The following is a 26,935-nucleotide window of genomic DNA, read 5'->3' on the forward strand; positions in this document are numbered from 1 at the left end:
TCTTAAATCCATTGATACACTCATTTTGATTTGATAACCTTTATTTTGGAATTTAATACAAAAGGAGGAATATAATCAAAATGTTCAAAAAAACACTTTTAACCCTAATTACCCTAGCTCTTGTCATATCAATATGGACTCCATTTTCATCAGAAGCATCAGCAGAAACACACTCTATCAATTCACAAGAGTTAAAAGCATTAGTAACACCGACGGTTCTACAAAATGAACAAGCTAACAAAGAATTAGACGAACTTGAAAAGAAAATGGGGGAATACATAGAAAACCTTCCATTTACAGAAAAAGAATTTGAAAACATGACAGAGTCAGAACAAAATAAAGTGATCGATCAATATTTCAACAATGAAGAATTTTTAGCTTTAGAAAACCGAATGAAACAACTTGACTCCAAAAGTAATCAGAGTGAAATAACAACACAAGCACTACCAGTATTCTTCATACCTATCGCAATGACCGTAGGAAGAGTTGCTTTAATGGCTATCAGATCAAAAGGCGCAAGAACTGCACTTAAATATCTAAAAAATCGGATAAAAGGATTTGGTAAAAATTACAAAATTAAATGGGATGTAAGAAATGATAAAGGACAACTTAGAAGTTTAGTTGTCGTCCTACACAAAGGAAAGAAAAGAACAACAAGAGTATTTGCTGTAGACAATGGAAAAATCCCTTTAATACCAAAAACCTCAACTTGGTATTGGCATTTTCATGTAGCTCCAAAAGATAAAATACACCATGCTCTCAGAGCATCAGTACCAAAGAAATACAAAGCAAGTCCAGGAGAAACAATATTACACTAAAAAACCCCTAATTTTTAGGGGTTTTTTTCTCTTCATGACTTGTAACTATATCAACTGGATGTATCAAGTTTTCATCATCATTATCCTCATCAGTGTAAGGCATAATAAGTGAATCCAATTCTTCTTTATCATCAACTAAAGCAACGTAAGTTGTATAATCCTCTAAATCTGATGGAAACAATTCAGCTTGACCAACATTACTTTTCAATGCTTGGTCAATAGCACTCTTTAATTCTATTAAACCCTCACGATTACCAATAATATAAGAATCCATATGCCAACTTTTTTGAGCATATATATGACAAATCTTTTCTCTATCTTTCATTATCTCATTACACCCTTCCTGAAGAATTTAATTGATTATGTGCCAACACGCCAACCAGATAAAACATCAAAACGTCTCTTTGGCTACTTTATCCTCATCTTCTTCAATCCTGATCAGATATCCTTCAATACGCTATTTCCAAAACTGCCACCAAAATTTCTTCCTTCCTTTTCCTCTTGCTCCGTTGCCGCAATTAATTTTTTAGTTTCTTTATCTCTTTCAAGAAGACTGCTTTGTATGTATGCTTGCTGTTTTTTCAACTTGCTGGATTTTACAAATCACACCTTACTCTCTACTATTATTATACCCCGAATTTAATCTCATTTATAGACTGTTTTCCGCCCGCATCAGCCCGTATACTGTTATACGCAAGTCAAAAACGATAAGGGGTGTGGGTGTATGAATGACAAGAAAGATGTTTTAGATCCTGGGCCGTTTTTTCATGGGACGAAAGCGGAATTGAAGATTGGGGACCTGCTTGAACCGTTGCATTTATCCAATTATCAGGATAAACAATCGAACCACATCTATTTTACTGGAACATTAAACGCAGCCAAATGGGGAGCTGAATTAGCTCGATCTGATTCCAAAGAGAGAATTTATGTTGTGGAACCGACAGGCGAGTTTGAAGATGATCCGAATTTGACGGATCAAAGGTATCCGGGGAACCCGACCCGTTCTTACCGGTCGACATCTCCCTTGAAAATAGTCGCAGAATTAGGTGCGTGGGAAAGACATTCCGATGAAGAAATCAATCATATGCTGACGTCGTTAAAAAAGTTAAGGGAAGAAGGAAAAAATGTCATATACGATTGATTCGTATGTGAGGAATAGATGAATAAAAGGCCGCCCGATTTCACTTGGGCGGCCTTTAGTGCTATTGAAACAGGACATGCATCAGCTCATCAAATGTCCTTGCATGTTTCAAGGAGTGAAGGCGGTCAGGACTGTCTAATAAATCGACAGCTTGTTCAAAAAATTGATTCATGCAAGCAGCGTCATCTTTCTGAATGGCTAACAAGAAAATAAGAGATACTTGATCGCCCTGCCAATCAATCGGCTGTTTCAATCGTGCAATTGCCACGCAGGAGGTGCCTTCATTTGTGATGAGCGGGTGAGGCATTGCAATCCCCTTACCAAGATAGGTCGATGACATTTGCTCCCGCTCCAGCACGGAGGAACGAAAAGAAGATGAAACAAGCTGATGCGCCTCCAGCCGGCTGCAAAGCGTATCTAATACCTCTTCTTTGCTTGAAAGGTTCACATCCAACAAGGTCAATCGTTCTTGGAAAAAAGCCATCAGCTCCTGCGAAGGGGAACCATGTCCGTTTAACAGGTGAATGACCTCACTCACACGCTGGACATCATGATGTTCAAAAAAAGCATTCACTTGAATGATTGGTTTCCCCTTTGGTGCGAGAGGTACGGTTGTAATAATCACATCACATGGCAAAGTCGTGCTAAAAGCGTAATCCTGATAAGAATAAAGCTCAACAATCTCAAGCTCATGTTGAAAGGCCGCCTTCAATTTAATTTCAAGCAGCCGTGCCGTTCCTAGTCCAGACCCGCATACAATAATGGCCCTCTTTTTTTGCGAGGTGTCAAGATGACTTCTTTCAAATGAAGCAGCAATATGTAAGGCAACATATGCCGCCTCATCTTCATTTGGCGTCCGCACCAGCTGTAAGGCATTGAGTCCGCTGACAGCCAAATCAAACGGATAAGGATAAGAAGTTTTGATCTCATGCAAAAGCGGATTTTGTAAAGACACGCCGTATTGAATTCGATTTAATAATGGCTTCATATGCAGCATCAAATCTTGACGCAGGATATCGTCATCTACAAAACGATGACCGCTTGTTTTTTCAATGTGCTGGAGAAATTGTGTCACCGCCTGACGCACTTCTTCTGTCGTTTGGTGCTCATCGATTTCTTTCCACGTTTGATTCGCTAAGAGATGCATCACCAAGTAATCTGTTTCATCCTCTGATAAGGTGACGTGAAACGTGTCACTTATTTGATGAGTGATCTTTTGAGCGATTCTTGTTAACACTGGCGGTCTTTGTGTGTGAGTGGTACTGGCGGGTATCCGCTGTTTTTTTTGCGTTTGCTGAATGGCAATCGCTAAGTGAATCACTAAATTCTTTAGGGCAATATCTTTAATGAGCAGTGATTCTTGATATAGATTTGTCAGCACAATGGATCGAATGGTTTCAAGTGAAATGTCAGGGAAATGAAGCTGTTCCCGCTCAGTTATATGAGATAGGGCGGGTTCTTCTTCAAGCAGTAAGTCTGCGTAGCACGTCCTTTTTTGCAATTCGTCTCCGTCTACTTTTAAGCCAAATCCAGGCTTTGAGACAAGGGTCATACCGTAACGGGCTAACAGCTCCCGTCCTTTTTTTAAATCACTGCTGACCGTCATACGGCTGATGAACAATTCTTCTGCTAATTGATCAATTTTTAAGTAGTCTGATTGAAGCAATAGTTTTCTCATCATAAATCGTATGCGCTCTTCTGGCATGACGGGTACGAGAGAGCGGGCAGGAAGCTTTTGCTGATGAAGCCAAAGCAGGAAAGCGTCTTGGTCACTTGTTAAGAGCGTATATCCTTTCCCGCGGATGGTCTTGATCATAGCTCCAGCTTGTGTTAACAGCTCGTTTGCTTCTTTGATTAAATTGCGGATGGAGCGGTCAGATAAGCGAAAAGAGGCAGTGAGCTCCTCAAGCTTCACGAACCCTTTCGTTTCAAATAGCCGCTGAATGAGCTGGTAGGTTCGAGTATCTGCCGTCATCATCATTGCGCCGCTCCTTGTTCCTTTAAGGCATCAGCTCCAAGGGCGATGGCTCCCATTAAACCAGATAATCCGTCAAAGGAAGGCTTTGTGACGATTTCATTTAATGGCTTTGGTAATTGTAAGTAACCATGAAGCCGCTTGTCTGTTTCTTCATGGATGAGCGGCAGCAAAGCCGGTTGTTTCATGACACCTCCACCAAATATAATGCGTTCTGGTGAAAGGGTGAGTAATAAATTTGCGGTCATTTGCCCGAGATAATAAGCTTGAAGTGACCAGGCAGGGTGCTCCTCTGGCAGCATTTGTGCCAATGTATGATAGCGGCCTTCTATGGCAGGTCCAGATGCTAGTCCCTCTAAACAATCATGGTGGATAGGGCAGCAGCCCCCATAGGTGTCATGAGGGTGGCGCTGAACGGTGATATGTCCCATTTCTGGATGAAGCAGTCCGTGAATGAGGCGGTTTTCAATATAGGCACCGCCGCCGATTCCCGTCCCAACCGTGATGTAGACCAAGGAATTTGGTCTGTCTGTGTCAGTTGAAAAACGAGCTTCACCGAGCGCCGCACAGTTCACATCCGTATCAAGCTTCATAGGGAGACCGAGTGCTTGTTTTAAGGTTGAGAGTAATGGAAATTGGCGCCAAGCTGTTTTGGGTGTTTCGAGAATCGTTCCATAGCTGGGGCTGTGCTCTTTTACATCGACAGGCCCGAATGCGCCTATGCCAATCGCATCGACTGGATGCTCTGTAAAGTATTCGATCACTTGCCGGCATGTTTCTTCTGGATTCCCTGTTGCAAAGGAAGTCATATGTTCAATCGTTCCGTCTGTTGTTCCGTAGCCGCAGACAAATTTTGTACCGCCTGCTTCAATGCCTCCAATTCGCATGATCAATGCCCTCCATTAAAGAGAGGCGGAATCCAAATGGATCCCGCCCCTACATGTTCATTTTTTCTTTACAATGTAGGTTTGTACCTGACAAGGTGTGAGCGGTTCAATGTGTAATGATCCATGTTGTGCTTTCAGTATATGTCCTTCAGGTGTTTCGCCTAAATTCGCTGTTTCTCCATGTTGTAGAGATGAACTATTGATTGAAGCGGCTGTTTGACGTGTTAAATATGGATTGAAGAGACGAATGACAATGCCTGTTCCATGCTCTTCTTTTTTCAAAGCGCTTAGAACGGCCCCGTCTGTTTCAATGTCAAGCAGGCTATAAGTAGATTGTAAGTCTTCTTTTTCATCTCGGAAAGAGAAAATTAAACGACCGTTTAAAAAGTCTGCCCGCTCGTAGCACTGAACCGGGGTGGTGTAACGTTTAGCAAGCTGAGCCAAGTGTCCTTCATTCACCGCTTCTTGGCTATAGTGCATGCCAAAGGAGAATGATAGCGATCCTTGAAGCTGGGCGTCAGGTGTTTCTACGATTTTTTCTCCAGAAGCCCGGCCAGGACGATAAAGAAGGTTTTCTTTCCCCATTTTTCCGAAACAGCGGAAGAGTGTGTAAGCAATGGTTGTGTAGCCCGCGCCTGTGATTTGGTATTCTCTGACGCAGTCCGTCAAAAGAGAGACACCATATGCTTCATCGCGAAGTGCAACAAATGATTGCATGGGTTCAATGGTAATCGGTTTTTCTTCCCAATGTTCATTGTTCCACCATTCTAGCTCTTGCGTCAGCTCCGTTGGACGTTCGATGGTGCCAAACTGTTGATCGCTGAGTGATACGTTTGATGCAATACCTGTATCAAAGAGTACCCGTAGACGGTGGTCTAGCGCATGGTTGTCAACATTTACATGAAAACGGATGACCGCTTCATCTTTATTTAAAGCCACCTTCGCTGTGATCGGGAGGGAAGTCGTCACCTTTTGCTCCGAACGTTCCTCTAAATCATATGGGACAGTCAATTGAAGCTTGATGATGAGCTCTTCCTGTAAACTGCTTTTAGATACGGTGATGTCAGCTGATGAGATATCTTTAGATGATACATAAAGATCCTCACGCGGTGGTGAATAGTTATAAGAATCCCCATCATCTCCGTTGTCTTCAAAGATCATTTGCTCAGAGAACGTTCGTCCGGTCTGTTTATCCGTAATTTCTAATGACCCATTGTCATTTGCTGCAATGCGATAAAACGTATTTTCAATGACACGACCTTCTGTTTTTTCCAAAATGGATTCACTAGATTCATCGAAAACCATGCTGACTTGTGTATAACCAACGGATGGCAAGTCGACTGCTTCAATGAGTAAAACAGCTTTCCAGACTTGCTTTGGCATGTACACCTCTTTGCTTGGGTTAAGTGAAATCTGCTGTGCTAAGACATAATCTGTCACATCGGTTTTGCTTTTGACTGTGTAGTGAAGAGTTCGTCCATCAGCGTCTTTTAGCGTAAATGGACGTTCTGTGATAAAGGTTTCGACTTCAATGACTTCAGAGCGCTTTGAAGGCAGTGTATTAAATAAAGTGAACGTGATTTCTTGCTCAGTTTGCAGCCGGATGGCGATGAGACGCATGTGTAAGTCCACAAGATTCTCGGCGATTTCCTTTGCCTGTTTATAGCGGAAGAAGACATCTTGATTCGTCGTATCACTATTACAGCCGCCAATGCTATCATGCGCTGCATTTTCAAACATGAGGTACCAAATATCACGCACCGTGTCATGCGGGTAATCGTGTCCGAGTGAATAGCTGATTGTAAGGATCGGCTCCATTACATTGACAAGATAGTTTTCAATTTGATTGTTTAAGATTTTCAAATCTGCTCTTGTTGAAAAAATGGACTTATGAATTCGCATATGCTTGGCATGAATGAGCTCTCCTTCTAATGTCTCAAAAGAAGTTCGCTCTTTTTTCACTGCTGCAATGTAGTCTTCTAAACTGCTGATTTGATAGTGGTGCTCGTCTATTTCATTGGCTTTTTCTAATAAGTCAGGCAGTTTTTTACGAATAGGCGCCTGATCAAAGCCATTTGGGAAATAGACATTCTTTGTCGTGGCTTTTGCTTGCAGCGCCCCGATTTTTTCAGAAAGAAAGGCTTGCAGGTCTTCATCCTTTTCAGGAATATTTCCTCCGTAGTAGTAGCCAAATGGCAGATTCACTGCAAACACTTCACTGCCATCAGCCCCGCGCCAATTAAATTCTGTGTGATTCGTCATATGATCAGAAACGCCGCGCCAAAAGGCTGTGTCGACAATACCAAAGCCTTGATAAATTTGAGGCATTTGTGCAGATTGACCGAAGGAATCAGGGACATAACCGACCTTCATGACATGTCCGAACTGCTGACAGCGCTCAATCCCATATTGCAGGTTTCGTACAATCGATTCCCCAGAAATCACGAGCTGATCCGTTTGTGTATACCACGGACCGATGATGAGGCGTTTTGCTGTGACGAGCTGTTTAATTCGATCCTCATCCTCTGGGCGCCATTTCAAGTAATCATCTAGCAAGGATGCTTGTGCATCGAGCATGAAGTAATGGAATCGTTCATCTGTTTCGAGGGTGTCCAATATGTCCATTACGCTTTTCATTAAGTAGATACGGGAGCGGGAGGTGGTAAAATACCATTCCCGGTCCCAGTGAGTATGTGGAATCACATGTACATTGACAGTCATTGTGTAACGACACCTTTCTTTGTTCAAATTATCCTTCTAGCACAAGGTCAAAATCATCTTCTTCTTTCTGCTTCTGATCATGTTCTGGCTTTTGGGGTTCTTTTTTCTCAGAGAAGTTCACAAGTAGGTTGGCACCAATTCCAATAACAAGTGCGCCAGTTAGTGCGCCGATTAAATACGCCCACCAGTTTCCTACTGAGAAGAATCCGTATAGTCCGCCAATTGGCGGCATGATGTCATGGACACCTAATAAGGCAGCGACCCCGCTTCCAGCAGCACAAGCGACGACATTCAGCGGAATCAATTTCAAAGGATTGACGAGTGTAAAGGGAATGGCTCCTTCTGTAATCCCGATAATCCCCATCACAAGACCGCCTCGTCCGGCTTCTCTAAACGTAGGAGAGAAGTTGCGTTTTCGAATCAATGTCGCAAGCCCGTATCCAAGCGGAGGAATGACAATCGCAATATTGACGAGAATGGCAGGAAGATAGACACCTGATAGGAAGAGCGCGTTACCAGCCATCCAAGCTGATTTATTCACTGGGCCGCCAAGATCAAAGCCAATCATTGCACCTAGAATGAGAGCAAGTGCGAGTGTACTTGTTCCATCTGCGACCATGCCTTTGATCCATTCAATTAATGCGGTGTTCAAAGCCCCTAATGGACCGCCTAGCAGAACGGACATGAGAAGTCCGGTTAAGCCAACAGTAATGAGCGGTAAGATGAGCAAAGGGACGAGTCCAGCTGCGGAGCCTTGAATTTGAATTTTTCTTTTCACAAAGAGAGCGACATATCCGGCAAAGAAACCTGCAATGACGGCGCCAATAAAACCAGCATTTGTTGAGCTGGCAAGAGCTCCGCCGATAAAGCCGGCCGCAAGACCAGATTTATCCGCAATCGAATAGGCAATAAAGCCAGCGAGCAGTACGTTCATTAAGCCAATGCCTGTCCAGCCAACCTGTTCCATCAAATAGGCACCATGTAAAATGCCGCCTGCATCTTTATAGGCGTTTAAATCTGACACACCAAAACCTAACCCGACTAGTTTGGCTAAACCAACGATAAGTGAAGCTCCGATGATCACCGGAAGAATATAAGAAATACCGGTCATGAGGTGGCCTTCAATGACTTTTAATTTTGCTTTCATTCTGCTTTGCTCCTTTCTATATGGCATTGCTCTTGTTTATTGGGATTCAGATTTTTTCTTTTCAACCAGCGCAACGGCTTTTGTGATGATTTGCTCGGCATTTTTTAGGGCGCGTCCGATTTCGACACGAACAGTAGGAATACCTGAGAAGCGTTCAGCGTCGTTAATGTGCTGATTGGAGGCAATGATGCAAAGGTCTGCCTGCTTGGCTTCCTCTGCTGTAATGCCATTCACCTGTCCCATAATTCCTTGTTGTTCGATTTTAATCTCGTGTCCAAGCTGTTTACCCGCATTCTCTAATGCTTTTGCTGCCATTGGTGTATGAGCTAACCCTGCTGGGCATGAAGTGACACCGACAATTTTCATTGTGTAATCCCCTCTTTCAATTGTTGTTCAATGACTTCGTAATAATAGTCTGCTGTTTGACCGGGTTGAATCTTTTCGATGAAAGCAGGCTCCATTAAACTTGTGGCAATGCCAGACAGTAATTTGAGGTGTGTGACATTGGCCTCTTCTAGTGGAACGAGCAGTGTAAATAAATAGCTTGTTGGCAAATCGTCGAAGCTTCCCCATTCTATGGGTTGTTCAAGTTCTAAAAAGAGAAGTGAAGCCGTTTGAACAGCAGAGCTTTTTGTATGAGGAATCGCAAAACCTTGCTGAAGTCCTGTTGAGACTTCGTCTTCGCGTTTCAACAAATCTGTTAATAACCCTGACTGATCGTTTGTAATGTGAAGGTCTTCAGCTTTCTCGGAAATGTATTGTAAAATCTCATTCTTTGATCGACCGTTTACTTGTGTAAAAACATGATCTTTTTGGAACAAGCTGATCCCTTCTCTCTTGTTTGTTAAGCGCTTACAATTTGATTGTAATGTACTTTTCGACATGGTTAAATAGCATCATTTTCCGTTTGAAATGGCAAAAAGTTTATGAAGCGATCAGACTAGCCATCTGAATATTTCAAATCCTAGCTTAAAACGAGTTTAATTATGTCAAAAACAGATTCTACTAAAAGGGATTCTGTGATATTCTTCCAAGGTATTGTAAAAGATAAGGGGGTCTTTTCATGTTTAAAAAGCAGGTCAAATCCTGTGTGGTTGTACTCATGGCCATCATTCTATGTATGGCTGCATTACCTGGGTACGAGGCATCAGCAGTTAGTAAGGGCACAAGTGTCAATGAAGCCATTGGGTTAAAAAATGGTGAAGTCATCTCAGGTACATTACAGAATGAAAAAGAAGAGTCATGGTACCAAATCACGCCATCTGCACAAGATGTGGCAAAACATACACATATGCAAATTGCTGTCAAAAGCAAACAAGTGTTATCTGTATCGGTCTACCCAAGTAAGGATAGAGCGATAAAGGATGACACTTATTCGAGATATCGTGTGGACACAGCAAGTGGAGAGACAGAAATCAACTTCCCGCATGCATGGTCAGGTCCTTACTATGTCAAAGTGCTGTATTTAGGTTCAGAGGAAGACAGCCGTGATGAGGAAGAGGATGCAGCATATACAATCGGGTATAAAGGCGCGAATCTTCCGCCATCTGAACCGATTTTCCCTGAAGAAGAAGAGCCAGGGATCATCATTATTGAGAAAAAGCATGGACGTCAAATTCTTCAATCCATTCGTACGATCGAAGACAAACGATTCAATGAAACAGCCGATGGTCAGAAGCTTACACGTCTGCTACAAAAAACAAAGCCGTTTCTTAAATCTAAACTCATCAACAATCAAAAAAAGCAGCAAACGGTGTACAATCATTTGCTTACATTAAAATCATTGCTGAATGACGTAGAGAAAAATGGTGCATTCAGCGGTCATATCGTCACAGAGAAAGAGCAACAGGCGATCCGTTCCCTTTTTGATATGCTCAAAGAGGCAAGTCCAGCCTATCTAAAAAAGGAATTAGAAACAGTGGGACAAAAAGTAGGAATCGATCAGCTTGAAGGAAAATCGATCGGTTATGTATTAGAGAAACAAAAGCTTGTTCCAGAAGAAAAGGTCAACACAAACAAAATCATCTTTAAATTAAAGGATGGACAAACGCTTCAATCCGCAAAAAAGAAGATGAAAGGCTACGGAATTCAAGAAAACCGTGTGACATCTCAGTCAGTAAATCCTTTATTTAAAGGAATGTATGTTTACGATGTACCGGCAGGGAAAGAATCAGCTGGCAAAACTCTTAAAGCAGGCAAAGCTGTGATCAAAAGCACGGCGAGAAAGCTTTCTAGTATGCCGAATGTTGAATTTGCAGAGCCTGTACAAACGTATCGTGCGCTCAGCAATGACGCGCAGTATGGTTACCAGTGGCCGCTGAAAAACAGTGCGCAGAACAGTGGGAAAAAAGGCGCTGATGTGAAGTTTGAACAAATGAATACATTGATTGGCACAAGCAAAATGAAGCAAACGTTAATCGCTGTTGTGGATACAGGTGTCGACAGCCGTTTGTCCGATTTAAGCGGAACGGTTCGCACAGACTTAGGTGCCAATCTCATCGGCCGAAATAAAGATGCAATTGATGACAATGGCCACGGCACCCATGTGGCAGGTATCATTGCAGCAAAAGCCGATAATCATTACTCCATGGCAGGGCTGAATCAACATACAGGAATCATCCCAGTCAAAGTGCTGGATGCGTATGGAAATGGAGATACAGAGCATATTGCTCTTGGCATTAAACATGCAGTGGACAAAGGTGCAAAGGTCATCAACATGAGCCTTGGTGGCTACTATAGCAAGGTCATTGAATATGCGATGAACTATGCTGCACAAAAAAATGTATTAGTGGTAGTGGCGAGCGGAAACGATGGCATTCCAGAAATGGGTTATCCTGCGACTTCCAAATATGCCATGGCAGTTGGTGCAAGCAATCGCATGGATATTGCCGCTGAATTCTCAAGCTATGGGAAAGGATTAAGCATGTCTGCACCAGGGTCCGATATCCCAAGCTTAATGCCTGATGGGAATGTTTCATACTTGAGCGGGACATCAATGGCTACACCGTATGTTGCAGCAGCAGCAGGATTACTGCTTTCTAAAAATCCAACCCTGAAACCAAATCAAGTGAGAAATATTTTACAAAATACAGCGGATGATATTTCATTTAAAGCTGTTGATGGAACAGATGACGTTTTCTATGATGAAAATGACGAGCCTGTTGTTGATCCGAAGATTCCGGGTATCGATTGGATGACTGGACATGGCAGACTCAATGCTTTTGCCGCATTAAGTGCTGTTGAATTAAACGCATCAGTCAACAAAGTAGAAGATCAGCATCAAAAGGTGACAGGAAAGGCGAAAGCAGGCGCTGCCATTTCTGTATATAGAGGCAAAACCCTGCTTGGAAAAGGCACGGCAAGCAAAAAGGGAACCTTTAGTGTGAAGATCAAGCATCAAAACAAAAATAAAGTGCTTCACATCAAGATGTCAAAAGGAAAGGCTGCGACTTCGCTCAAAACGGTCGTGAAAAAGGGCAAAGCACCAGCTAAGCCAAAGGTGAATCGAGTAACAGTGAAAAGTAAAACGGTCAAAGGAACTGCGGGTGCAGGCTTGACAATCAAGGTGAAGAACAAATCAAAGAAAGTCATTCAAACGGTCAAAACCAATAGCAAAGGCGCATTTACGGCTAAAATCAAGCCGCAAAAAGCCAAAACCGTCTTGTATGTGACGGCTTCAGATGTAAGAAAAAGAGAAAGTAAAGCAGTGAAAGTTGTTGTGAAAAAATAGTTTTGCAGCTTCCCTTTTGAATAAAAAGGGAAGTTTTTGTTTTTTACTGGAAAAATGACAATAACTGTCGATAGTAATATAGTAGGAAAAAAAAGGAGGATTTATCGATGAAAAAAATCATGTTTGCTTTCTTTCTATCATTGCTTCTCGTTTTCCCAAGCTTTGCACATGCAGAGGAAACAGGAGCAGTACCAGCATCCGTACAAGTAACAGGCGTCACAGCAGCAGACGGTGGTATGGTCAATTACGGTTCTGGCAGTAAATATCGTGTAGGCTCATATTATCCAGCTACTTTTAAAGGAACATTAAAGGATACAAGTGGTCAACTCATGGCGAATCAGCCAATTCAGCTTTATTTTGAAGCAGCGATCAAATCATATGCTCAAACAGCGACAGGTACAACAGACGAGAATGGACAATTTTCACTAACGATTCAAGTTCCTGCAGGTGCAGGCTACCGTACATACAATAATGCAGGCTGGTCTACACATTACTACGATATCGTTCCAGTGACTTTTACTTCAAACGACATCACGCTATCTTCAAATGTGACAAGTGTGTACCATTTGGCATATACATCACGTTACTAATCTGCTAGAAGAGGCGACTTGGCGCAAGCTCTGTCGTTTTCATAGAAAAAAAGGATGTCAGCTAGTGACATCCTTTTCTTTTTGTTAGCAAACCTGCTGGGCGGCAACCGAAAGAGTCGATAAACAAACACTCATGAGCCGTTTCTCCCAGATTCGATCGAGCATTGAGCTTTACATCTTGAGCTTTGATGGATAAGAACTTTGAATACTTGAGCTTTCAGCTTTGAACGTTCAGCTTTGAGCTTTTATCATGGATCATCCTAAGATGATCATCAGATGAGGAGGGAATGACCTTTCCCTCGGAGGTGTTTAGTCCTATCGATTTTCGGCTCACTAACAAAATCGACTAGTCGATCTGTATTTTTGTCAAGGTATTGCTTTCTGACAAGGAGAAATCCACTTCCATTTGGAAATCTTCAATCTCTTTCGAAAGCTGTTCAATCTTCACTCGAAGACGAAGAGGGTCAATGATCGCCGCCTCATTTTCAGCTAGGAATGACTTGACGATCTCTTGGTTGGCAGCGGCTTGTGTTTTCCCGTCTTTTCCAAATAGTGTTTCTAAATGCTGATCCAGTCTCTTTTTCACATCTTCATTGATTTGTTCTGACCGGTCAACGAGCTCTGTGTAGACCTTTTTTAATTTTCGTAAATAACGAATATCGTAATCTATGGATGTCTTGCGTTCAATGGCTTCTGCTACGGTCATGCTAACACCCGCCACCTCAATCGTTGTCGTAGCATTCGACACAACGATGGCTGATTTAATGGCATTTCGGCGTTTGATTAATGCTTGAATCGATTGGTCATCTGCTTTTGCCTTTTTTTCTACTTCTTCTTGATCTTGAAATCCGTTCTGTATATGTTTCCCGATGACCAAGCCACCGAGTACAGCTTCATCAATCGTTCGGTTGATTCTTTTATCTAACATTTTCAGTTCACTTAATGCTCTTGTAATGGTCATTTCCATATTAACGACAGCTCCCTTGATTCATCCTGAAAATCATAGATTCCTATCATATACCAAAATGTCTTTGTTTTGCTAGTGATATCCTTTTTTGGGACAAACAAAAACCCTGGTGCTATACACCAGGGTTTTCTCGTTTTTTCTGAATCCATGTTGTCACGTAATAGGCAGCGTAGCAAAGTGCGATAAAAGGGATACCGCAGATGAGAGCGATGCGCTGATTTGGATCAAAAGCAATGCCGATCACAGATGCAAGGCATAGGAGGAAGGCAGCAATCGGAACCACCGGATAGAGTGGGGTTCGGAAAGATAAATCATGAAGCTGTCCGCCATCCTGTAAGAATTTTTTGCGAAACATGAACTGTGAAGCTGCAATTCCCATCCATACAACAACAACGGCGAGTCCAGAGATTGAAACAAGAACCAGATACACTGTTTCAGGTGCGATGACACTCGATAGCAAAGAGAGAATGCCCCCAATCATACTCAAAATGAGTGCATTCAAAGGAATTCCCTTTGACGTCAATTTTGCCAGCTTTTTAGGTAATGTTCGTTCTTCAGAAAGGGACCATAGCATGCGAGATGAGGCGTATAGCCCTGAGTTTGCCGCAGATAAAATCGCTGTCAGAATGACAAAATTCATGAAATCTGCCGCATAAGGAATACCGATGCGGTCAAATACCACAACGAAAGGACTTTTGATCACCCCGGCTTCTTCTACTGGAATTAAGCCGGCTAAGACCACGATCGTTCCGACGAAAAACAGGACAAGACGTAGCACAGTCGTGCGAATCGCCCGGGGAATGGTCTCATCTGGATTGACGCTTTCGCCCGCAGCAATCCCGATCAGCTCAGTACCCGAAAAAGCAAAATTAACAGCCAACATGGTCATTAAAATCGGTAAAAAGCCGTTTGGGAAGAGACCCCCATCTCCAGTGAAGTTAGAAAAGAACGGAGCGGCCTCACCGCCTTTTAGTGGAATCAATCCAAACATCGCGGCTCCGCCAAGGATAATAAAGAGAATAATAGCCATGACTTTAATGCTAGAAAACCAAAATTCCGATTCTGCAAAAAACTTGACTGTAAAAGCATTGAGTAAAAAGATGAGAAGCGCAAAAACACCGCTCCACATCCAAACCGATGTGTCCGGGAACCAGCGCTGCATTAAAAGACCTGCCGCTGTAAATTCTGAACCAAGTGCCACGGTCCATGTCAGCCAATAAAGCCAAGCCACTGTATAGCCAGTGCCGGGCCCAATGTATTTTGTTGCATATGTGTGAAAAGCGCCTGTAACCGGCATTGCTACAGACAGTTCACCTAAACAGAGCATCACGAGGTACACAATTAATGCCCCGACCAGATAAGCCAAAATCGTTCCTGCAGGTCCGGCCTGATTGATCGTATATCCTGAGCTTAAAAAGAGTCCTGTGCCAATCACGCCGCCTAAAGAAAGCATGAACAGGTGACGGCTTGTCATTTTTCGTTGATATTGTTGTGACTGATCTTTTGCTTGTTCCATGTCTTCCCGCCCTTTTGCTTAGAAGTATGTGTGTTGAGTCATGATGCTACGATGTTGCCTGTTTTAAGATATCGGTAATATCCTCTGGTGTCGTCCGGCAGCAGCCGCCGATGATTTGTGCGCCGTCTTTATACCATTGCTGCGCACATTCACCAAATGTATGGTGAGACGTATCTCCGCTCCAAACCTTTTCTTCAGGATCATATAATTCCCCTGAGTTCGGATACACGACAATCGGTTTGCTCGTCCCTTTTTTCATCTCCTGAATAAGAGAAGACATATATTGCGGCGGTGTACAGTTTACGCCAACAGCAGCGATCTGCTCATATGGCTCGAGCGCTTGTACACAGTCTCTCAGCAGATCCCCTTCACTAATGTGCTTGCCATCCTTTGCGCTAAACGTGATCCACGCATACACACCGCTGAATTCATCCTCCAGCAGTTTAGCGATGGCGATTGCTTCAATGAGACAAGGGATGGTTTCACAAGCGAGAATGTCTGCACCAGCCTCTACTAAAGCTTGAATTCTTGGTCTGTGAAAATCAATGAGTGCCTGCTCCGTGAGACCGTAATTTCCCTTATATTCTGAACCATCAGACAAATAAGCGCCGAAAGGCCCCACAGATCCAGCGACAAATGGTTTTGTCCGCTCTTTACGTTGTGTCTCATCCTGCCAAAACTGCTCACATGCTTCTTTTGCTAAAATGACAGATCGTTTCATTAATTCGATGGCTTCTTCTTTTGTATAGCCTTTTTCAGCAAAGCCATCAATTGTCGTTTGGTAGCTGGCTGTTGTTGCACAGTCAGCACCTGCTTGGAAGTAGTCCAAGTGTACTTGCTGAATCAATTCTGGCTGTTCAATGAGGATTTTGGCTGACCATAAACTGTCGTTTAAATCACAGCCCTTTCGTTCAAGCTCCGTTGCAAGTGCACCATCTAAAATCAAAGGTGCGTGAGCCTGTAATCGGCTTTGAATAGGATTCATATAAATCAAACAGCCTCCTTTGTCGATCGGAAATAATGGATATGATATGAGGCAGTAGTTTAAATGACTAAAGTGTTTTTGTCAAGGAGAGGAATAAGCACCTTATGACGGAAAAACCCTGAAAACATGCGGGTTTGAGTGCATAAACATACAGTTGAAATAATAGAAAACCAAGTCATTGACAGCCTCTAAAAAGAGATATATATTATGGAAAGGTTCATTTCAGAAAGCTTCATCAAAAGGCGCCGTCTTTTGATTTTTATTTTGTCCAACGACTGTCTTCTTTCGTGTAGAAAGAGGGTTTTTTATATGCTTAAAAAAGGAGGAAAGAAGAAATTGAAAAAATGTGTAAAAGATATTGCAATGATTCTAGTTGGTTCTTTTTTATTTGCTGCAGCTGTGAACATGTTTGTCATTCCACTTGAGTTTGGTGAAGGTGGCGTAACGGGGCTGTCCATCATTTTCTACTATATGTTTGAGATTGCGCCGTGGCTGACAAACCTTGTGTTGAATGCGATTTTATTACTTGTGGGGTATAAATACTTGGACAAGAAGACCACGATCTACACAGTGGTAGCTGTCGCAAGTAACTCTCTATTTTTACATTTGACCACTACATGGGTGGTGAATGTCCATGAATTGATCATTGGTTCTATTTTCGCTGGGATCATCATTGGGATTGGCATTGGTCTTGTTTTAAGAGCGGGCGGTACAACAGCGGGATCTGCCATTCTTGGGCGAATTGCGAATAAGTATCTAGACTGGAACGTGAGCTACGCCATCTTGTTCTTTGATCTGATCGTTGTTTTTGCTTCTTACTTTATTATTGGTGCGGAAAAATTAATGTTTACGATTGTGATGCTGTATGTGGCGACTAAGGTGATGGATTTCGTCATAGAAGGGCTTAACACGAAAAAAGCAGTGACGATTATTTCTTCATGCAAAGATGATATTGCAGAAGAAATCAATCACACCTTGGATCGAGGCGTGACCATTTTAAACGGTCGCGGTCATTATTCGAAGGAATCGAAGGAAATTCTCTATGCAGTCATTCAAAAACAGGAGCTGATGCGTTTAAAGAAAATCATTAAGAAAATTGATCGAGACGCATTCGTTGTTGTCCATGACGTGCGTGATGTGTTTGGAGAAGGATTTGTGAATATATAAAAACGAAAAGACCCCAAAAGGGTCTTTTTTTCTATTTCATACCTCTTGTCACATCATACTATGTATTGTATAGTATAAATGGTTAGGAGTTGTAATCATGAATGCACAATTAAAAAAAGGTTTACTTGAATTCTGTGTACTGGCGGTATTAAAGAAAGGCGATTCCTATGGTTATCAAATGATTAAAGATATGTCCCATTGTATTGAGATTTCAGAATCGACATTATATCCGATATTAAAGCGGTTAGAGCAAAACAATTATGTGGAGACCTATTCACAGGAACATAACAGTCGATTAAGAAAATACTACCGGATGACAACAAGTGGCCGTGAGCATATGGCACAGTTTTTAGCGGAATGGGATCAAGTGATGGCGATTTACGACTTTATTTCTGGAGGACAGAGCAATGAATAAAAAAGAATTTTTAGCCAGCTTGGAGAAGCATCTGCATCGTCTAGGCGAAAAAGAAAGTGATCGGTTCATCGAGTATTACGATGAAATAATCGAGGATTATCAGGAAGATGGCTACAGTGAACAGGAGGCAGTTCATCAAGTCGGTCAGCCTGCCATCATCGCTGAAGGGATTATGAAGGAACAAGGAATCAAAACCGTTCAGGTGCCGACGTTTGGAGAAAAAGCCACAAGGCTCTCCATCCTCATTTTGGGCTTTCCGTTATGGGGCAGTATTCTAGCAACAGTCTTCCTGCTGTTTCTTTCTGTGTATATGGTGATTTGGTGCATTCCACTCGTGACAGGTACAATGACGCTAGTTGGTCTGCTCGGCGGTTTTTGGAGCATCATTGGTTCTCCGTTTATCTTTCAAGACGGTTTGCATGTGGTGGTGACGCAGATCGGAGTTGGTATTCTTCTATTAGGTGTCGGATTATTAAGCGGCATAGCCACGGCGTATTTGACAAAACTATTTGTGCAAGGGACTGTTCAAACCACTAAGGCATTCATGGGAATGTTTAAAAAGAAGGTCGTGAGAGTATGAACGTGAATGATTTAAAAAAACAATGCATCAAATGGGGGATCATCTTCACCGTTGCCGGAGGAATTGTCATGGCAATTGGTTTTGGACTTTCAGGCTTTGACCTAGACGCATATCAAAACAATGACCAGAACAATATCTTCCGCACGATCAATTGGAGCAAGCCATAAATGAAAGACCCGCTTATGCGGGTCTTTTTTTCGCTCGAACCACAAAGAAGAAATAACAGCAAAGTGCGCCAAGGTCACAGAGCATAATAATCAGCCCCATTGGAAAGGCAGTCTGGCTACCAGCTAAGCCAACAAGTGGTGTCATGCAAGCGCCTAGCAGCATTTGCGCCACACCGATGAGGGCAGCTGCACTTCCAGCATGTGCGCCGTGATGCTGCATCGCAAGAGATGGTGCAGAGGTGCCGACAATCCCAACGCTTGAGACCACAAAAAACAGCGGAATGAGAATGCCATACAATCCTGCATCAATAGAGATCATCACACACAAGGTGACGCCTCCTAAAGCAGCTGTCAGCAGCCCGATGCGAAGGACTTTCTCCTCACCAATTTTCGCAGCAACGCGGGCAAATACTTGTCCGGCTGTGATGATGCCAAGACTATTCACCGCAAAGGCAGCGCTAAAGCCCTGCGGAGAAAGGTTGAAAATCTCCTGCAGCACAAACGGTGACCCAGAGATATACGCAAACATAGCGGCGAAGACAAGCCCTTGTGAGAGAGCATATCCGACAAAGAGTCGATCGCTCGCTAGAATTTTCATCGCACCTAGGATCTGTTTGAAGCCTCCAGTCTGTCTACGTTCCACAGGTAAGCTTTCTTTCAATGAAAACATCGATCTTAGGAGCATGAGTGCCCCGAGGATTCCTAGCAGAACAAACACACCCTGCCACGTCGTGAACCGTAACATTTGTCCGCCCACGATCGGTGCCGCTGCTGGAGCCACTCCGTTGACTAACATGAGCAAAGCAAAGAATTTCGTCATTTCTGAGCCTTCATAATGATCTCGTACGATGGCTCGTGCAATGACAATGCCTGCTGAACCAGCAAGTCCTTGAATCAGCCTTAAAAGAATGAATGTCCAAATTGATGTGACAACTGTACATAAAAGAGATGCCGCAATAAAAATGATCAATCCAACCATCAGCGGCTTTCTTCTGCCAACTGTATCACTGATTGGACCTGCAATGAGCTGTCCAAGCGCAAGTCCAATTAAACAAGCCATGAGACTTAACTGAGACAGTGCCGTGCTTGCTTCAAAGTCACGGGCGATATTAGGTAAAGCAGGTAAATACATATCCATTGCCAGCGGTGCCAGGGCTGTTAAAGAGCCAAGAAGCGCGGCAAGGAGGAATCGATTTTTTTTCGATTCTTGGGGATAAGATAAAGAATTCATATGATGCCACTCCTCGTATACGTCCTCAAATCAGCATAATGAATCAAGCTTTCCATTTCAATCAAAATTTTCAAAGAAGTTTTCGTGCAAAATCATTGATCTTTCGAAGGAGACTCTTTACATTGAATGAGTAGAGAAAAGAATCAGATCATCGGCATGCAATGATTGCATGATTCGTATATCCATTCATAGACAAACAGGAGGTGCTGGCATGGAGCAGCAAGAGTTGATCATTCGTCAAGCGGTGAGTGAAGATCATGAGGCGATCACACATGTGCTGATCAAATCATACGCACAGTATGAGCCTCAATTTACAGAGGAAGGCTGGCAAAATTATTCTGCAGCCCTGCGAGCGGCTGTAGATAACCCAAACATGGAGTTGATGCTTGTGGCCGAGCTTGAGGGCAAGGTCGTGGGAACCCTTCAAATGTTTCGATCATCAGAACAGGCATATGACAAGCCAGAGATGGGCATTACTTCAGCGATTGTCCGGTTTTTAGGGGTAGATCCTGATGTGAGAGGAAAAGGCATTGCAGAGTCCTTGTTGCGTAAAAGTATAGAACTGACGCAATCGTGGGGCGAGAACGTCCTGTATCTTCATACATCGGATAAAATGCAGGCCGCCATTCGTTTATATGAAAGAATGGGCTTTGAACGGGCACTTGATAAAGAATTTGTGAATCAAAATGGGACGCATGTGAAGAGCTATCAGTATGTGATCAAAAAAGAACAGCCGGCTGGCTCATAATATACACCGAATAAGAAGAGGAAGAGTATGTCCTGCATGGACGGGACTCTTCCTTTTTCTCATGACACCCATACGTTCAGTGCCATATATGAAAAGCACCAAGAGATTAACCCAAACATGACAAAGAATTTCAACACATGTTCATAAGGGGTTAGCTTTCGATCTCTTTTCGTTTTCACAAGCCGCCAGTAAAGGGCATAACCACAAAAAACCAAGATGATTTGTCCGAGTTCTGCTACGGTTTCGATGATTGTGATTCCGTTCATTTGTTTTCACCTCACCATATGTCTTCCATAGGCAGCAGCAGTGAACCTTTATTTCTTCAAAAGAAAGCAGTGTATACTAGAATAAGAAGTAGATGCAGAAGGGGTTGTGACCGATTGTTTCCGCTATATGCAAATTCTTGGGATGACGTAATCGAGAGAAAAATCAAATACGATGATCAGGTTGTGGAACATACGTGTCAGCTGTTAGACGCACAGGAGCAGCAAGTCGTGTTGTTTCATAAAATTCAAGAACCATTTACAATGGTTGCTGGTGATGGCACTGTCACGATTCCAAAAGGGAGTTATACGACCGCCTATTATTGGAGGGACCGGCCTTATAATGTCTATTTTTGGCGGGATGATCAAGGCAATGAACTTGGCTCTTATTTGAATATCGTCAGACATACGCGATTTGAAGAACGGGCGGTTGTTTTTGAAGATTTATTGATTGATCTACTCGTTCTTCCGAATGGTGATTTCTTTGTTTTGGATGAAGATGAACTGCCGGAGAGTTTAGCTTCCTTTGAACACGGCTCTGTTCAACGAGCACTACATGATGTCATCCATTCGTTAGCGCACATTCTCGATCAAGTGAGGCTGGATGCGAAAGGGAAATATCCTCACACCTTGTTTCAGAAGATGTTGAAATAGAAAAAACGATTCCTTTCAGCAAGGAATCGTTTTTTATCAAACCTTGATCCGGTTTATTCGTTTTTGTAAATCAGTTTTTGTTTTAGATGCTTTTAGTTGTTTGACCGCACTTTGAGCGGTTGCTTTTGTTTTCTTTGTTCGTTTGGCTTCGGCTTTTTTGACTTTTTGTTTGGCATCTGTCACTTTCTTTTGATAGGCGACTTGTTTTTTGACTTTGTCGAGCCGGTTTTGCAGGCTTGTTTTTTCTTTGCCTTTGGATAGCTTTTTAATGGCCGTTTGAGCACTTTTAATCGAGCCTTGGGTTTTACTTTTTTCAGCTGATTTGACCTTCGCTCGCGCGTCACGAATATCAATGGCTGTTTGGACTTTTTTGACTCGGTCAGTGAGTGCGGTTTTTTGCTTGCTGGCAGTGAGTCTGCCAATTTTCGTTTTGGCTTGATCAACATCTGTTTGTTTTTTAGATGTTTCGGCTGTCTTGACTGCGCTTGTCGCAGCCTTTAAAAAGGTTGACTGCGGCACATATTGCACGCGGCCATAGCCGAATTGTGGATCTTTTCCTTTTGCGCCAAGATCCACTGTATAGCTACGCAATAAAGTGCGGAGCTGAACATTTGTTTTCTTAGGATGTAGCTGTTTTAACAGCGCCAGCATCCCTGTGACATGTGGTGCCGCTTGTGATGTACCCGTAGCATACCAATATTCATTTTTCAAATAGGTACTGATGACGTTCTCGCCGGGAGCGGAAAATTCAATTCCTTTCCCCGTATTAGAGATGGAGGCGAGTTTGTCTTTGTCAGTCGTTGCGGAAACAGCAATGACGCTATTGTATGCGGCAGGATAACTAATCCCATTCTTCTTTCCATCATTTCCACTTGCAGCAACGACCAGCAGTCCTTTTTTGTATGCTTCATCAACTGCTGAACGTAAAATCGGAATGTTATCTTCAAAACCTAGACTTAGATTGATGATGTCCATCTTATTGCTAATCGCCCAATCAATGCCTCGGAGCAGACTGTATAAGTCGCCCTCTCCTTTTTTATCTAATACTTTTACAGCATACAGCTTCACACCAGAAGCAACACCGACCGTACCGTAATCATTGTTAAGCGCCCCAATTGTACCGGCGACATGTGTTCCATGTCCTTCATCGTCTTTGTAAGAAGACGTGTAATCGACGAATGATTTACCACCGGCTACCTTTAAATCTTCATGTGGGAAAATACCAGTATCGAGAACGGCTACTTTCACATTTTTCCCTGTCACACCTTCTTTGATTGCTTGCTTTACATTGAGCTTCTGCAGGTTATAAGATTTTTGTACCAAAGCATCCTGACCAGTAGCAGCAGCCGTTTTTTTCACGGTAGAAGCAGCGAGTTTGACCCTAACGTTTTTTGAAACATAAGCGATGTTCGGGTCTTTTTTAAGTGAGGTGACAGCTTGCTCATCTGCTGTCACTGCTACAGCTGGAAGATGTATGTATTGAGCGTTCACTTTTTCACTTTCTTGAATAGCCGTCTGTTTTCCTTTTTGATTTTTATAGACGATGATGACATCTGTTTCTTTTGGTGGTGCAGCTGCCTGCGAATGGAAGGGCAAAGCAGTTGTCAAAGCAAGAAGAAACGCGATGACCACGACGATTTTCTTTTTCAAGGCAATGGCTCCTTGCATATGAGGTGACCTCCGTCTTTTTTTCTTTATTATATCGGAGAAATAAGATGGATGGTTAGAAGAATCATAGTCTAGAAAGAAAGTTTTTTTCACACGTATCCCGAAATTGAATTTCATAGAATTCTAGTAGACAATAGAGAGATCATAATATGAGAAAGAAGGACATGCCGATGAATGTAAAAGAGTATATGACGTATGATGCGACGGGACTGGCGTCACTTGTGCAGAAAAAGCAGGTCACGCCCGAAGAGCTTGTACAAGCTGCATTTACTAGATTGGAAGAAGTGAATCCAGTACTAAATGCGGTGATTCAGACAAGGCGAGATCAAGTGTTCAAAGACATGAAGTCACTAGATGCGGATCAGCCGTTTGCTGGTGTTCCGTTTGTGTTGAAAAATATATCGCAGGGGCTGGAACATGAACCTTTGACGGCGGGTGCTTTGCTGTTAAAGGATGTAAAGGCGCAAACAGATTCCCACTTTGTCCGTCGATTGAAGCAGGCTGGGCTCCTCATGATCGGTCATACGAACACACCTGAATTCGGATTGCGAAATGTGACAGAACCCTTTTTATATGGTCCGACGAGAAACCCTTGGAATGCTGACTATTCTCCGGGCGGTTCAAGCGGCGGGACGGCAGCAGCTGTGGCAAGCGGCATCGTACCGGCGGGTGGAGCGAGTGATGGCGGAGGGTCTATTCGGATTCCGGCATCCTTTACTGGTTTATTTGGACTCAAGCCAACAAGGGGGAGAACACCGGTCGGCCCGGGTGCAGGAAGGCAGTGGCAAGGAGCTTCCATTGACTTTACGCTCACAAAAACAGTTCGAGACAGTGCAGCCCTGCTTGATTTGCTTCAAGTCATTCAGCCAGAGGCTGCGTTCCAAACGCCATTATATGACGGCAGCTATCAGGAGGATTTAGTGAAACGAACCTCTTCGATGCGAATTGCTTACAGTGTAGACTCTCCAGTAGGCACGAAGGTGAGTGAGGAAGCAAAGCAGGCAGTCTTGAACACTGTGAAATGGCTGAGTGAACAAGGGCATCAAATAGAGGAAGCGAAGCCGGACATTGATGGTGTCCATCTGATGCAGCAATATTATGTCATGAACAGCGGTGAAATGTCTGCCTTATTTACCTCTCTGGCTCGTTCATTCGGGCGTCCGGTGAAGCCGGAGGAGACAGATATTGTGGCATGGGTACTGGCGGAAGCAGGAAAAAATGTGACAGCTGCTGCTTATACAGAAAGTCTTGATGCATGGGATATGGCCGCTGCAAAAATGGCTGCATTTCATCAAACCTACGATCTATATGTGACCCCAGCTACTGCCTATTCGGCTCCAAAGGTTGGCGAGCTGATGCATAACGATCAAGAAATCGCTGCATTGTTACGTGTGTCATCCCTTTCAATGCAAGCACAGCAGGATCTGATTTATGAAATGTTCCTCAAGAGTTTGACCTACACACCATTTACACAGCTGGCTAACCTAACCGGCCAGCCATCTATGAGTGTGCCAGTTCATCTCACAGAAGCAGGCATGCCTTTAGGCGTACAGGTGACAGCACCGAAAGGAAAAGAGGACTGGCTGCTCAGACTGGCGTCAGAAATAGAACCATCCTCATTATGGAAAGGAACGCATCCATTACTGAATCAATAATACAATGGCATCGACGTTGGTCTATGGAGGAAAGGAGTGTCACACGTGAGTACGAAGGACAAAATCATTCAAACGGCCGCACTTCTTTTACGTAAACAGGGGTATCATGCGACAGGGTTGAATCAAATCATTAGAGAGAGCGGCACGCCGAAAGGATCTCTATATTATTACTTTCCAAATGGAAAAGAAGAGCTGGCCATAGCAGCCGTTGAATATATGAGTCAAAGGGTCATCGATCAAATTGAAGCAAGCTTTGCCTATTCTGATGACCCATATGTCGCCGTCGATCATTTTATGACAAATATTATTCGGGGTTTTATGGAGCAAGAAAGTGAAAGAGGGATACCGATTGTCTTACTGGCGGCTGAGTCAAAACCTGAACATACAAAACTTCATGCTGCATGCAAACAAGAAATGATCCGCTGGCAAGAGCTTGTCAAAGAAAAGCTGATGAATAGCGGATATGATGATACAAAAGCAGATGAGCGGGCATCTCTCCTTCATTCAATGGTTATCGGCGGATTATCAATGACCACTGCATTAAAGCAAACGACTCCTTTAGAGCACGTAAAATGTTACCTTAGACACTTATTTATGCGAGAAGAGTAAAATCTCTCGCATATTGCCTATCTATTATATCAATTGGTCTATATAATAAAGATAGTCAATTAGTCATGAGGAGTGATGGGATGTCGGAGCAACCACAATCGATCAAGCAATCCGAAGGTACCTCTTTTTATACCGTGTCTGGTTCGGGGGAGCTGTATGGCCTGGAGAATCAGCTTGTACATGTGCTGGCAGAAGCAAATCAAACAAATCAACTGTTTGAGCTTGTCTTAATCACAGGTGGGAAAGGTGCTTACTTTCCGCTGCATTGTCATGAGACGCTATTTGAAACCATCTTTGTGCTGGAAGGGAAGCTGGAAGTGATACTGGACGGTAAAAAGTATATGGTGACGGCCTGTGATTATATTCATATTCCGCCCAAAACAATTCATGGCTATAGAATGCATAGTCACAAAACACGGTTTATTTCTTATACACTGGGCGGGCAAATGACAGATGTCTATCAGCAAATCGGAAAGAGGCTGTTGCAGAATGAATGGCCGATGACTGATCACCCATTTGATGCAGACAGCTTTCATCAGGCTGAAAAAGAAAGCGATATCATATTGATGCACGGCATTAGGGAGCTATCCAATACAACCAAGCCAGCTGTTTTGTTTCATAGTCAGCTCCCGCGCGCAGTGCAGCCATATGTGCTGGAGGCTGGTGAAGGAAAGCAATACATGGTCGAAGGTCAGCTTCATGAGCTGATTGCGACAACGGAAACAACAGGAGACGGATTTAGTTATTTTGTGATTGAAGGGACAAAGGGAAAAGGGTTACGTTCGCATTATCATGAAATGCATACAGAAGCACTTTATTGTGTTGAAGGCAGAATAAATCTTCAGTTAAACGGAGAAAATATTTGCTTGATGCCGGGGGATTTTGCCTATATTCCTCCGAATACCGTTCACTCGTATGAATTCGTGTCTCATTCAAATAAAATGTTGGTTTTGCTGCTGCCTGGCTATATTGAGCAAGTGTTTGAACAATTTGAAGAAGCACAAAGTCCAGGAATGTGCCCTTATTTTATACAGGAAGGGAACATGATGGAGGGTGGGGAGACCTCTACTCAGTATGATTTGGTGTTTGTCGAAGATAAATAGCTGTGTAACGCGTTACACAGCTTTGAATAAACAGCCTGTCGAATCAATCGGCGGGTTATTTTATTTCCCTTAGGAACAGCATCCCTATTTACATGCATGAACCCTCGCATTCGGTGTCAGTCCTGCGTGCTGGTGCTCATTAATGTCACATTCACTCCGCGCCAGTACGTGTCCTTCCTAGACTGCAAAGGTTTTCTA

The 26,935-nt window shown here is 43.1% G+C and carries 27 protein-coding genes; 13 read left to right on the forward strand and 14 right to left on the reverse strand.

The window, feature by feature from the left end:
* The first annotated feature begins 80 nt into the window (after positions 1–80).
* Positions 81–818, forward strand: a complete 738-nt coding sequence (locus ABG082_RS01390) for a hypothetical protein (protein WP_035703028.1) — start codon at positions 81–83, stop codon at positions 816–818.
* 7 nt (positions 819–825) lie between these two features.
* Here ABG082_RS01390 and ABG082_RS01395 read toward each other — a convergent pair whose 3' ends face one another.
* Both ABG082_RS01395 and ABG082_RS01400 read right to left on the reverse strand, forming a co-directional pair.
* Positions 826–1,143, reverse strand: a complete 318-nt coding sequence (locus ABG082_RS01395; protein ID WP_272511955.1) for a hypothetical protein — start codon at positions 1,141–1,143, stop codon at positions 826–828.
* Positions 1,144–1,256: 113 nt separating this feature from the next.
* Positions 1,257–1,403, reverse strand: coding sequence for a hypothetical protein (locus tag ABG082_RS01400; RefSeq protein WP_155403681.1), 147 nt, complete (start codon positions 1,401–1,403; stop codon positions 1,257–1,259).
* 139 nt (positions 1,404–1,542) lie between these two features.
* Here ABG082_RS01400 and arr point away from each other — a divergent pair, with 139 nt between their 5' ends.
* Complete coding sequence (gene arr / locus ABG082_RS01405; protein WP_249476528.1) at positions 1,543–1,959, forward strand: NAD(+)--rifampin ADP-ribosyltransferase; 417 nt, start codon at positions 1,543–1,545, stop codon at positions 1,957–1,959.
* A gap of 61 nt (positions 1,960–2,020) precedes the next feature.
* On the opposite strand, the gene ABG082_RS01410 is transcribed toward arr, so the two are convergent.
* Genes ABG082_RS01410 through ABG082_RS01435 form a run of 6 tightly spaced genes read right to left on the reverse strand, consistent with a single transcriptional unit; the run spans position 2,021 to position 9,510 of the window.
* Positions 2,021–3,940 (reverse strand): BglG family transcription antiterminator, encoded by a 1,920-nt coding sequence (locus ABG082_RS01410; protein ID WP_249476529.1) that lies wholly within the window; start codon positions 3,938–3,940, stop codon positions 2,021–2,023.
* Positions 3,937–4,821 (reverse strand): ROK family protein, encoded by an 885-nt coding sequence (locus ABG082_RS01415; RefSeq protein WP_249476530.1) that lies wholly within the window; start codon positions 4,819–4,821, stop codon positions 3,937–3,939. Before ABG082_RS01415 ends, ABG082_RS01410 begins: the two co-directional genes overlap by 4 nt.
* 57 nt (positions 4,822–4,878) lie before the next feature.
* On the reverse strand, positions 4,879–7,542 hold the full coding sequence (gene mngB / locus ABG082_RS01420) for a mannosylglycerate hydrolase (protein WP_348936444.1): 2,664 nt from the start codon (positions 7,540–7,542) through the stop codon (positions 4,879–4,881).
* A gap of 28 nt (positions 7,543–7,570) precedes the next feature.
* On the reverse strand, positions 7,571–8,689 hold the full coding sequence (locus ABG082_RS01425) for a PTS fructose transporter subunit IIC (protein ID WP_017358746.1): 1,119 nt from the start codon (positions 8,687–8,689) through the stop codon (positions 7,571–7,573).
* Positions 8,690–8,725: 36 nt separating this feature from the next.
* Positions 8,726–9,055: a fructose PTS transporter subunit IIB gene (locus ABG082_RS01430; RefSeq protein ID WP_007498438.1), complete on the reverse strand. Its 330-nt coding sequence runs from the start codon at positions 9,053–9,055 to the stop codon at positions 8,726–8,728.
* The gene (locus tag ABG082_RS01435) at positions 9,052–9,510 is read right to left on the reverse strand and encodes a PTS sugar transporter subunit IIA (protein ID WP_024719036.1); all 459 of its coding nucleotides are present in this window, start codon (positions 9,508–9,510) and stop codon (positions 9,052–9,054) included. The genes ABG082_RS01430 and ABG082_RS01435 overlap by 4 nt, the downstream gene beginning before the upstream one ends.
* A gap of 242 nt (positions 9,511–9,752) precedes the next feature.
* On the opposite strand from ABG082_RS01435, the gene ABG082_RS01440 reads away from it, so the two are divergent.
* Together ABG082_RS01440 and ABG082_RS01445 are read left to right on the forward strand one after the other, a co-directional pair.
* Entirely contained in the window at positions 9,753–12,419 is a 2,667-nt protein-coding gene (locus ABG082_RS01440) for a S8 family serine peptidase (RefSeq protein WP_317328520.1), read from the forward strand.
* Positions 12,420–12,526: 107 nt separating this feature from the next.
* On the forward strand, positions 12,527–13,009 hold the full coding sequence (locus tag ABG082_RS01445; RefSeq protein WP_007498435.1) for a hypothetical protein: 483 nt from the start codon (positions 12,527–12,529) through the stop codon (positions 13,007–13,009).
* A gap of 346 nt (positions 13,010–13,355) precedes the next feature.
* On the opposite strand, the gene ABG082_RS01450 is transcribed toward ABG082_RS01445, so the two are convergent.
* The 3 genes from ABG082_RS01450 to mmuM all read right to left on the reverse strand — a co-directional run bounded on the left by ABG082_RS01450 (position 13,356) and on the right by mmuM (position 16,477).
* Positions 13,356–13,976, reverse strand: a complete 621-nt coding sequence (locus ABG082_RS01450) for a hypothetical protein (protein ID WP_317328521.1) — start codon at positions 13,974–13,976, stop codon at positions 13,356–13,358.
* Between the two features lie 112 nt (positions 13,977–14,088).
* Positions 14,089–15,492, reverse strand: coding sequence for an S-methylmethionine permease (mmuP, locus tag ABG082_RS01455; RefSeq protein WP_008342173.1), 1,404 nt, complete (start codon positions 15,490–15,492; stop codon positions 14,089–14,091).
* Between the two features lie 46 nt (positions 15,493–15,538).
* The gene (mmuM, locus tag ABG082_RS01460) at positions 15,539–16,477 is read right to left on the reverse strand and encodes a homocysteine S-methyltransferase (protein ID WP_202734030.1); all 939 of its coding nucleotides are present in this window, start codon (positions 16,475–16,477) and stop codon (positions 15,539–15,541) included.
* Positions 16,478–16,813: 336 nt separating this feature from the next.
* Here mmuM and ABG082_RS01465 point away from each other — a divergent pair, with 336 nt between their 5' ends.
* The 4 genes from ABG082_RS01465 (at position 16,814) to ABG082_RS01480 (ending at position 18,806) form a co-directional block, all read left to right on the forward strand.
* The gene (locus ABG082_RS01465) at positions 16,814–17,644 is read left to right on the forward strand and encodes a YitT family protein (protein WP_025206673.1); all 831 of its coding nucleotides are present in this window, start codon (positions 16,814–16,816) and stop codon (positions 17,642–17,644) included.
* A gap of 97 nt (positions 17,645–17,741) precedes the next feature.
* Positions 17,742–18,059 (forward strand): PadR family transcriptional regulator, encoded by a 318-nt coding sequence (locus ABG082_RS01470; RefSeq protein WP_017366535.1) that lies wholly within the window; start codon positions 17,742–17,744, stop codon positions 18,057–18,059.
* Positions 18,052–18,639: a DUF1700 domain-containing protein gene (locus tag ABG082_RS01475; RefSeq protein WP_202734029.1), complete on the forward strand. Its 588-nt coding sequence runs from the start codon at positions 18,052–18,054 to the stop codon at positions 18,637–18,639. Before ABG082_RS01470 ends, ABG082_RS01475 begins: the two co-directional genes overlap by 8 nt.
* Positions 18,636–18,806: a hypothetical protein gene (locus tag ABG082_RS01480; RefSeq protein WP_165378688.1), complete on the forward strand. Its 171-nt coding sequence runs from the start codon at positions 18,636–18,638 to the stop codon at positions 18,804–18,806. The genes ABG082_RS01475 and ABG082_RS01480 overlap by 4 nt, the downstream gene beginning before the upstream one ends.
* Before the next feature lie 13 nt (positions 18,807–18,819).
* Here the strand turns inward: ABG082_RS01480 and ABG082_RS01485 are convergent, their stop codons facing one another.
* Positions 18,820–20,037, reverse strand: a complete 1,218-nt coding sequence (locus tag ABG082_RS01485; protein ID WP_142153769.1) for a multidrug effflux MFS transporter — start codon at positions 20,035–20,037, stop codon at positions 18,820–18,822.
* 211 nt (positions 20,038–20,248) lie between these two features.
* On the opposite strand from ABG082_RS01485, the gene ABG082_RS01490 reads away from it, so the two are divergent.
* Positions 20,249–20,785, forward strand: a complete 537-nt coding sequence (locus ABG082_RS01490) for a GNAT family N-acetyltransferase (RefSeq protein WP_008342165.1) — start codon at positions 20,249–20,251, stop codon at positions 20,783–20,785.
* Positions 20,786–20,844: 59 nt separating this feature from the next.
* On the opposite strand, the gene ABG082_RS01495 is transcribed toward ABG082_RS01490, so the two are convergent.
* Entirely contained in the window at positions 20,845–21,051 is a 207-nt protein-coding gene (locus tag ABG082_RS01495) for a hypothetical protein (protein ID WP_008342164.1), read from the reverse strand.
* Between the two features lie 114 nt (positions 21,052–21,165).
* On the opposite strand from ABG082_RS01495, the gene ABG082_RS01500 reads away from it, so the two are divergent.
* Positions 21,166–21,702, forward strand: coding sequence for a DUF402 domain-containing protein (locus ABG082_RS01500; protein ID WP_348936445.1), 537 nt, complete (start codon positions 21,166–21,168; stop codon positions 21,700–21,702).
* 36 nt (positions 21,703–21,738) lie between these two features.
* Here the strand turns inward: ABG082_RS01500 and ABG082_RS01505 are convergent, their stop codons facing one another.
* Positions 21,739–23,352, reverse strand: a complete 1,614-nt coding sequence (locus ABG082_RS01505) for a S8 family serine peptidase (RefSeq protein WP_348936446.1) — start codon at positions 23,350–23,352, stop codon at positions 21,739–21,741.
* Positions 23,353–23,540: 188 nt separating this feature from the next.
* Between ABG082_RS01505 and ABG082_RS01510 the strand changes: the two genes are divergently transcribed.
* From ABG082_RS01510 to ABG082_RS01520, 3 genes are all read left to right on the forward strand, one after another.
* The gene (locus ABG082_RS01510) at positions 23,541–25,025 is read left to right on the forward strand and encodes an amidase (RefSeq protein ID WP_348936447.1); all 1,485 of its coding nucleotides are present in this window, start codon (positions 23,541–23,543) and stop codon (positions 25,023–25,025) included.
* 45 nt (positions 25,026–25,070) lie between these two features.
* Positions 25,071–25,634, forward strand: coding sequence for a TetR/AcrR family transcriptional regulator (locus ABG082_RS01515; RefSeq protein WP_348936448.1), 564 nt, complete (start codon positions 25,071–25,073; stop codon positions 25,632–25,634).
* An 80-nt stretch (positions 25,635–25,714) separates the two neighbouring features.
* Positions 25,715–26,737, forward strand: a complete 1,023-nt coding sequence (locus ABG082_RS01520; RefSeq protein WP_019743567.1) for a quercetin 2,3-dioxygenase — start codon at positions 25,715–25,717, stop codon at positions 26,735–26,737.
* Positions 26,738–26,935 lie beyond the last annotated feature (198 nt).

The sequence above is a fragment of the Bacillus sp. BS1807G30 genome, assembly GCF_040047675.1.
Classification (GTDB): Bacteria; Bacillota; Bacilli; order Bacillales; family Bacillaceae; genus Bacillus; species Bacillus altitudinis.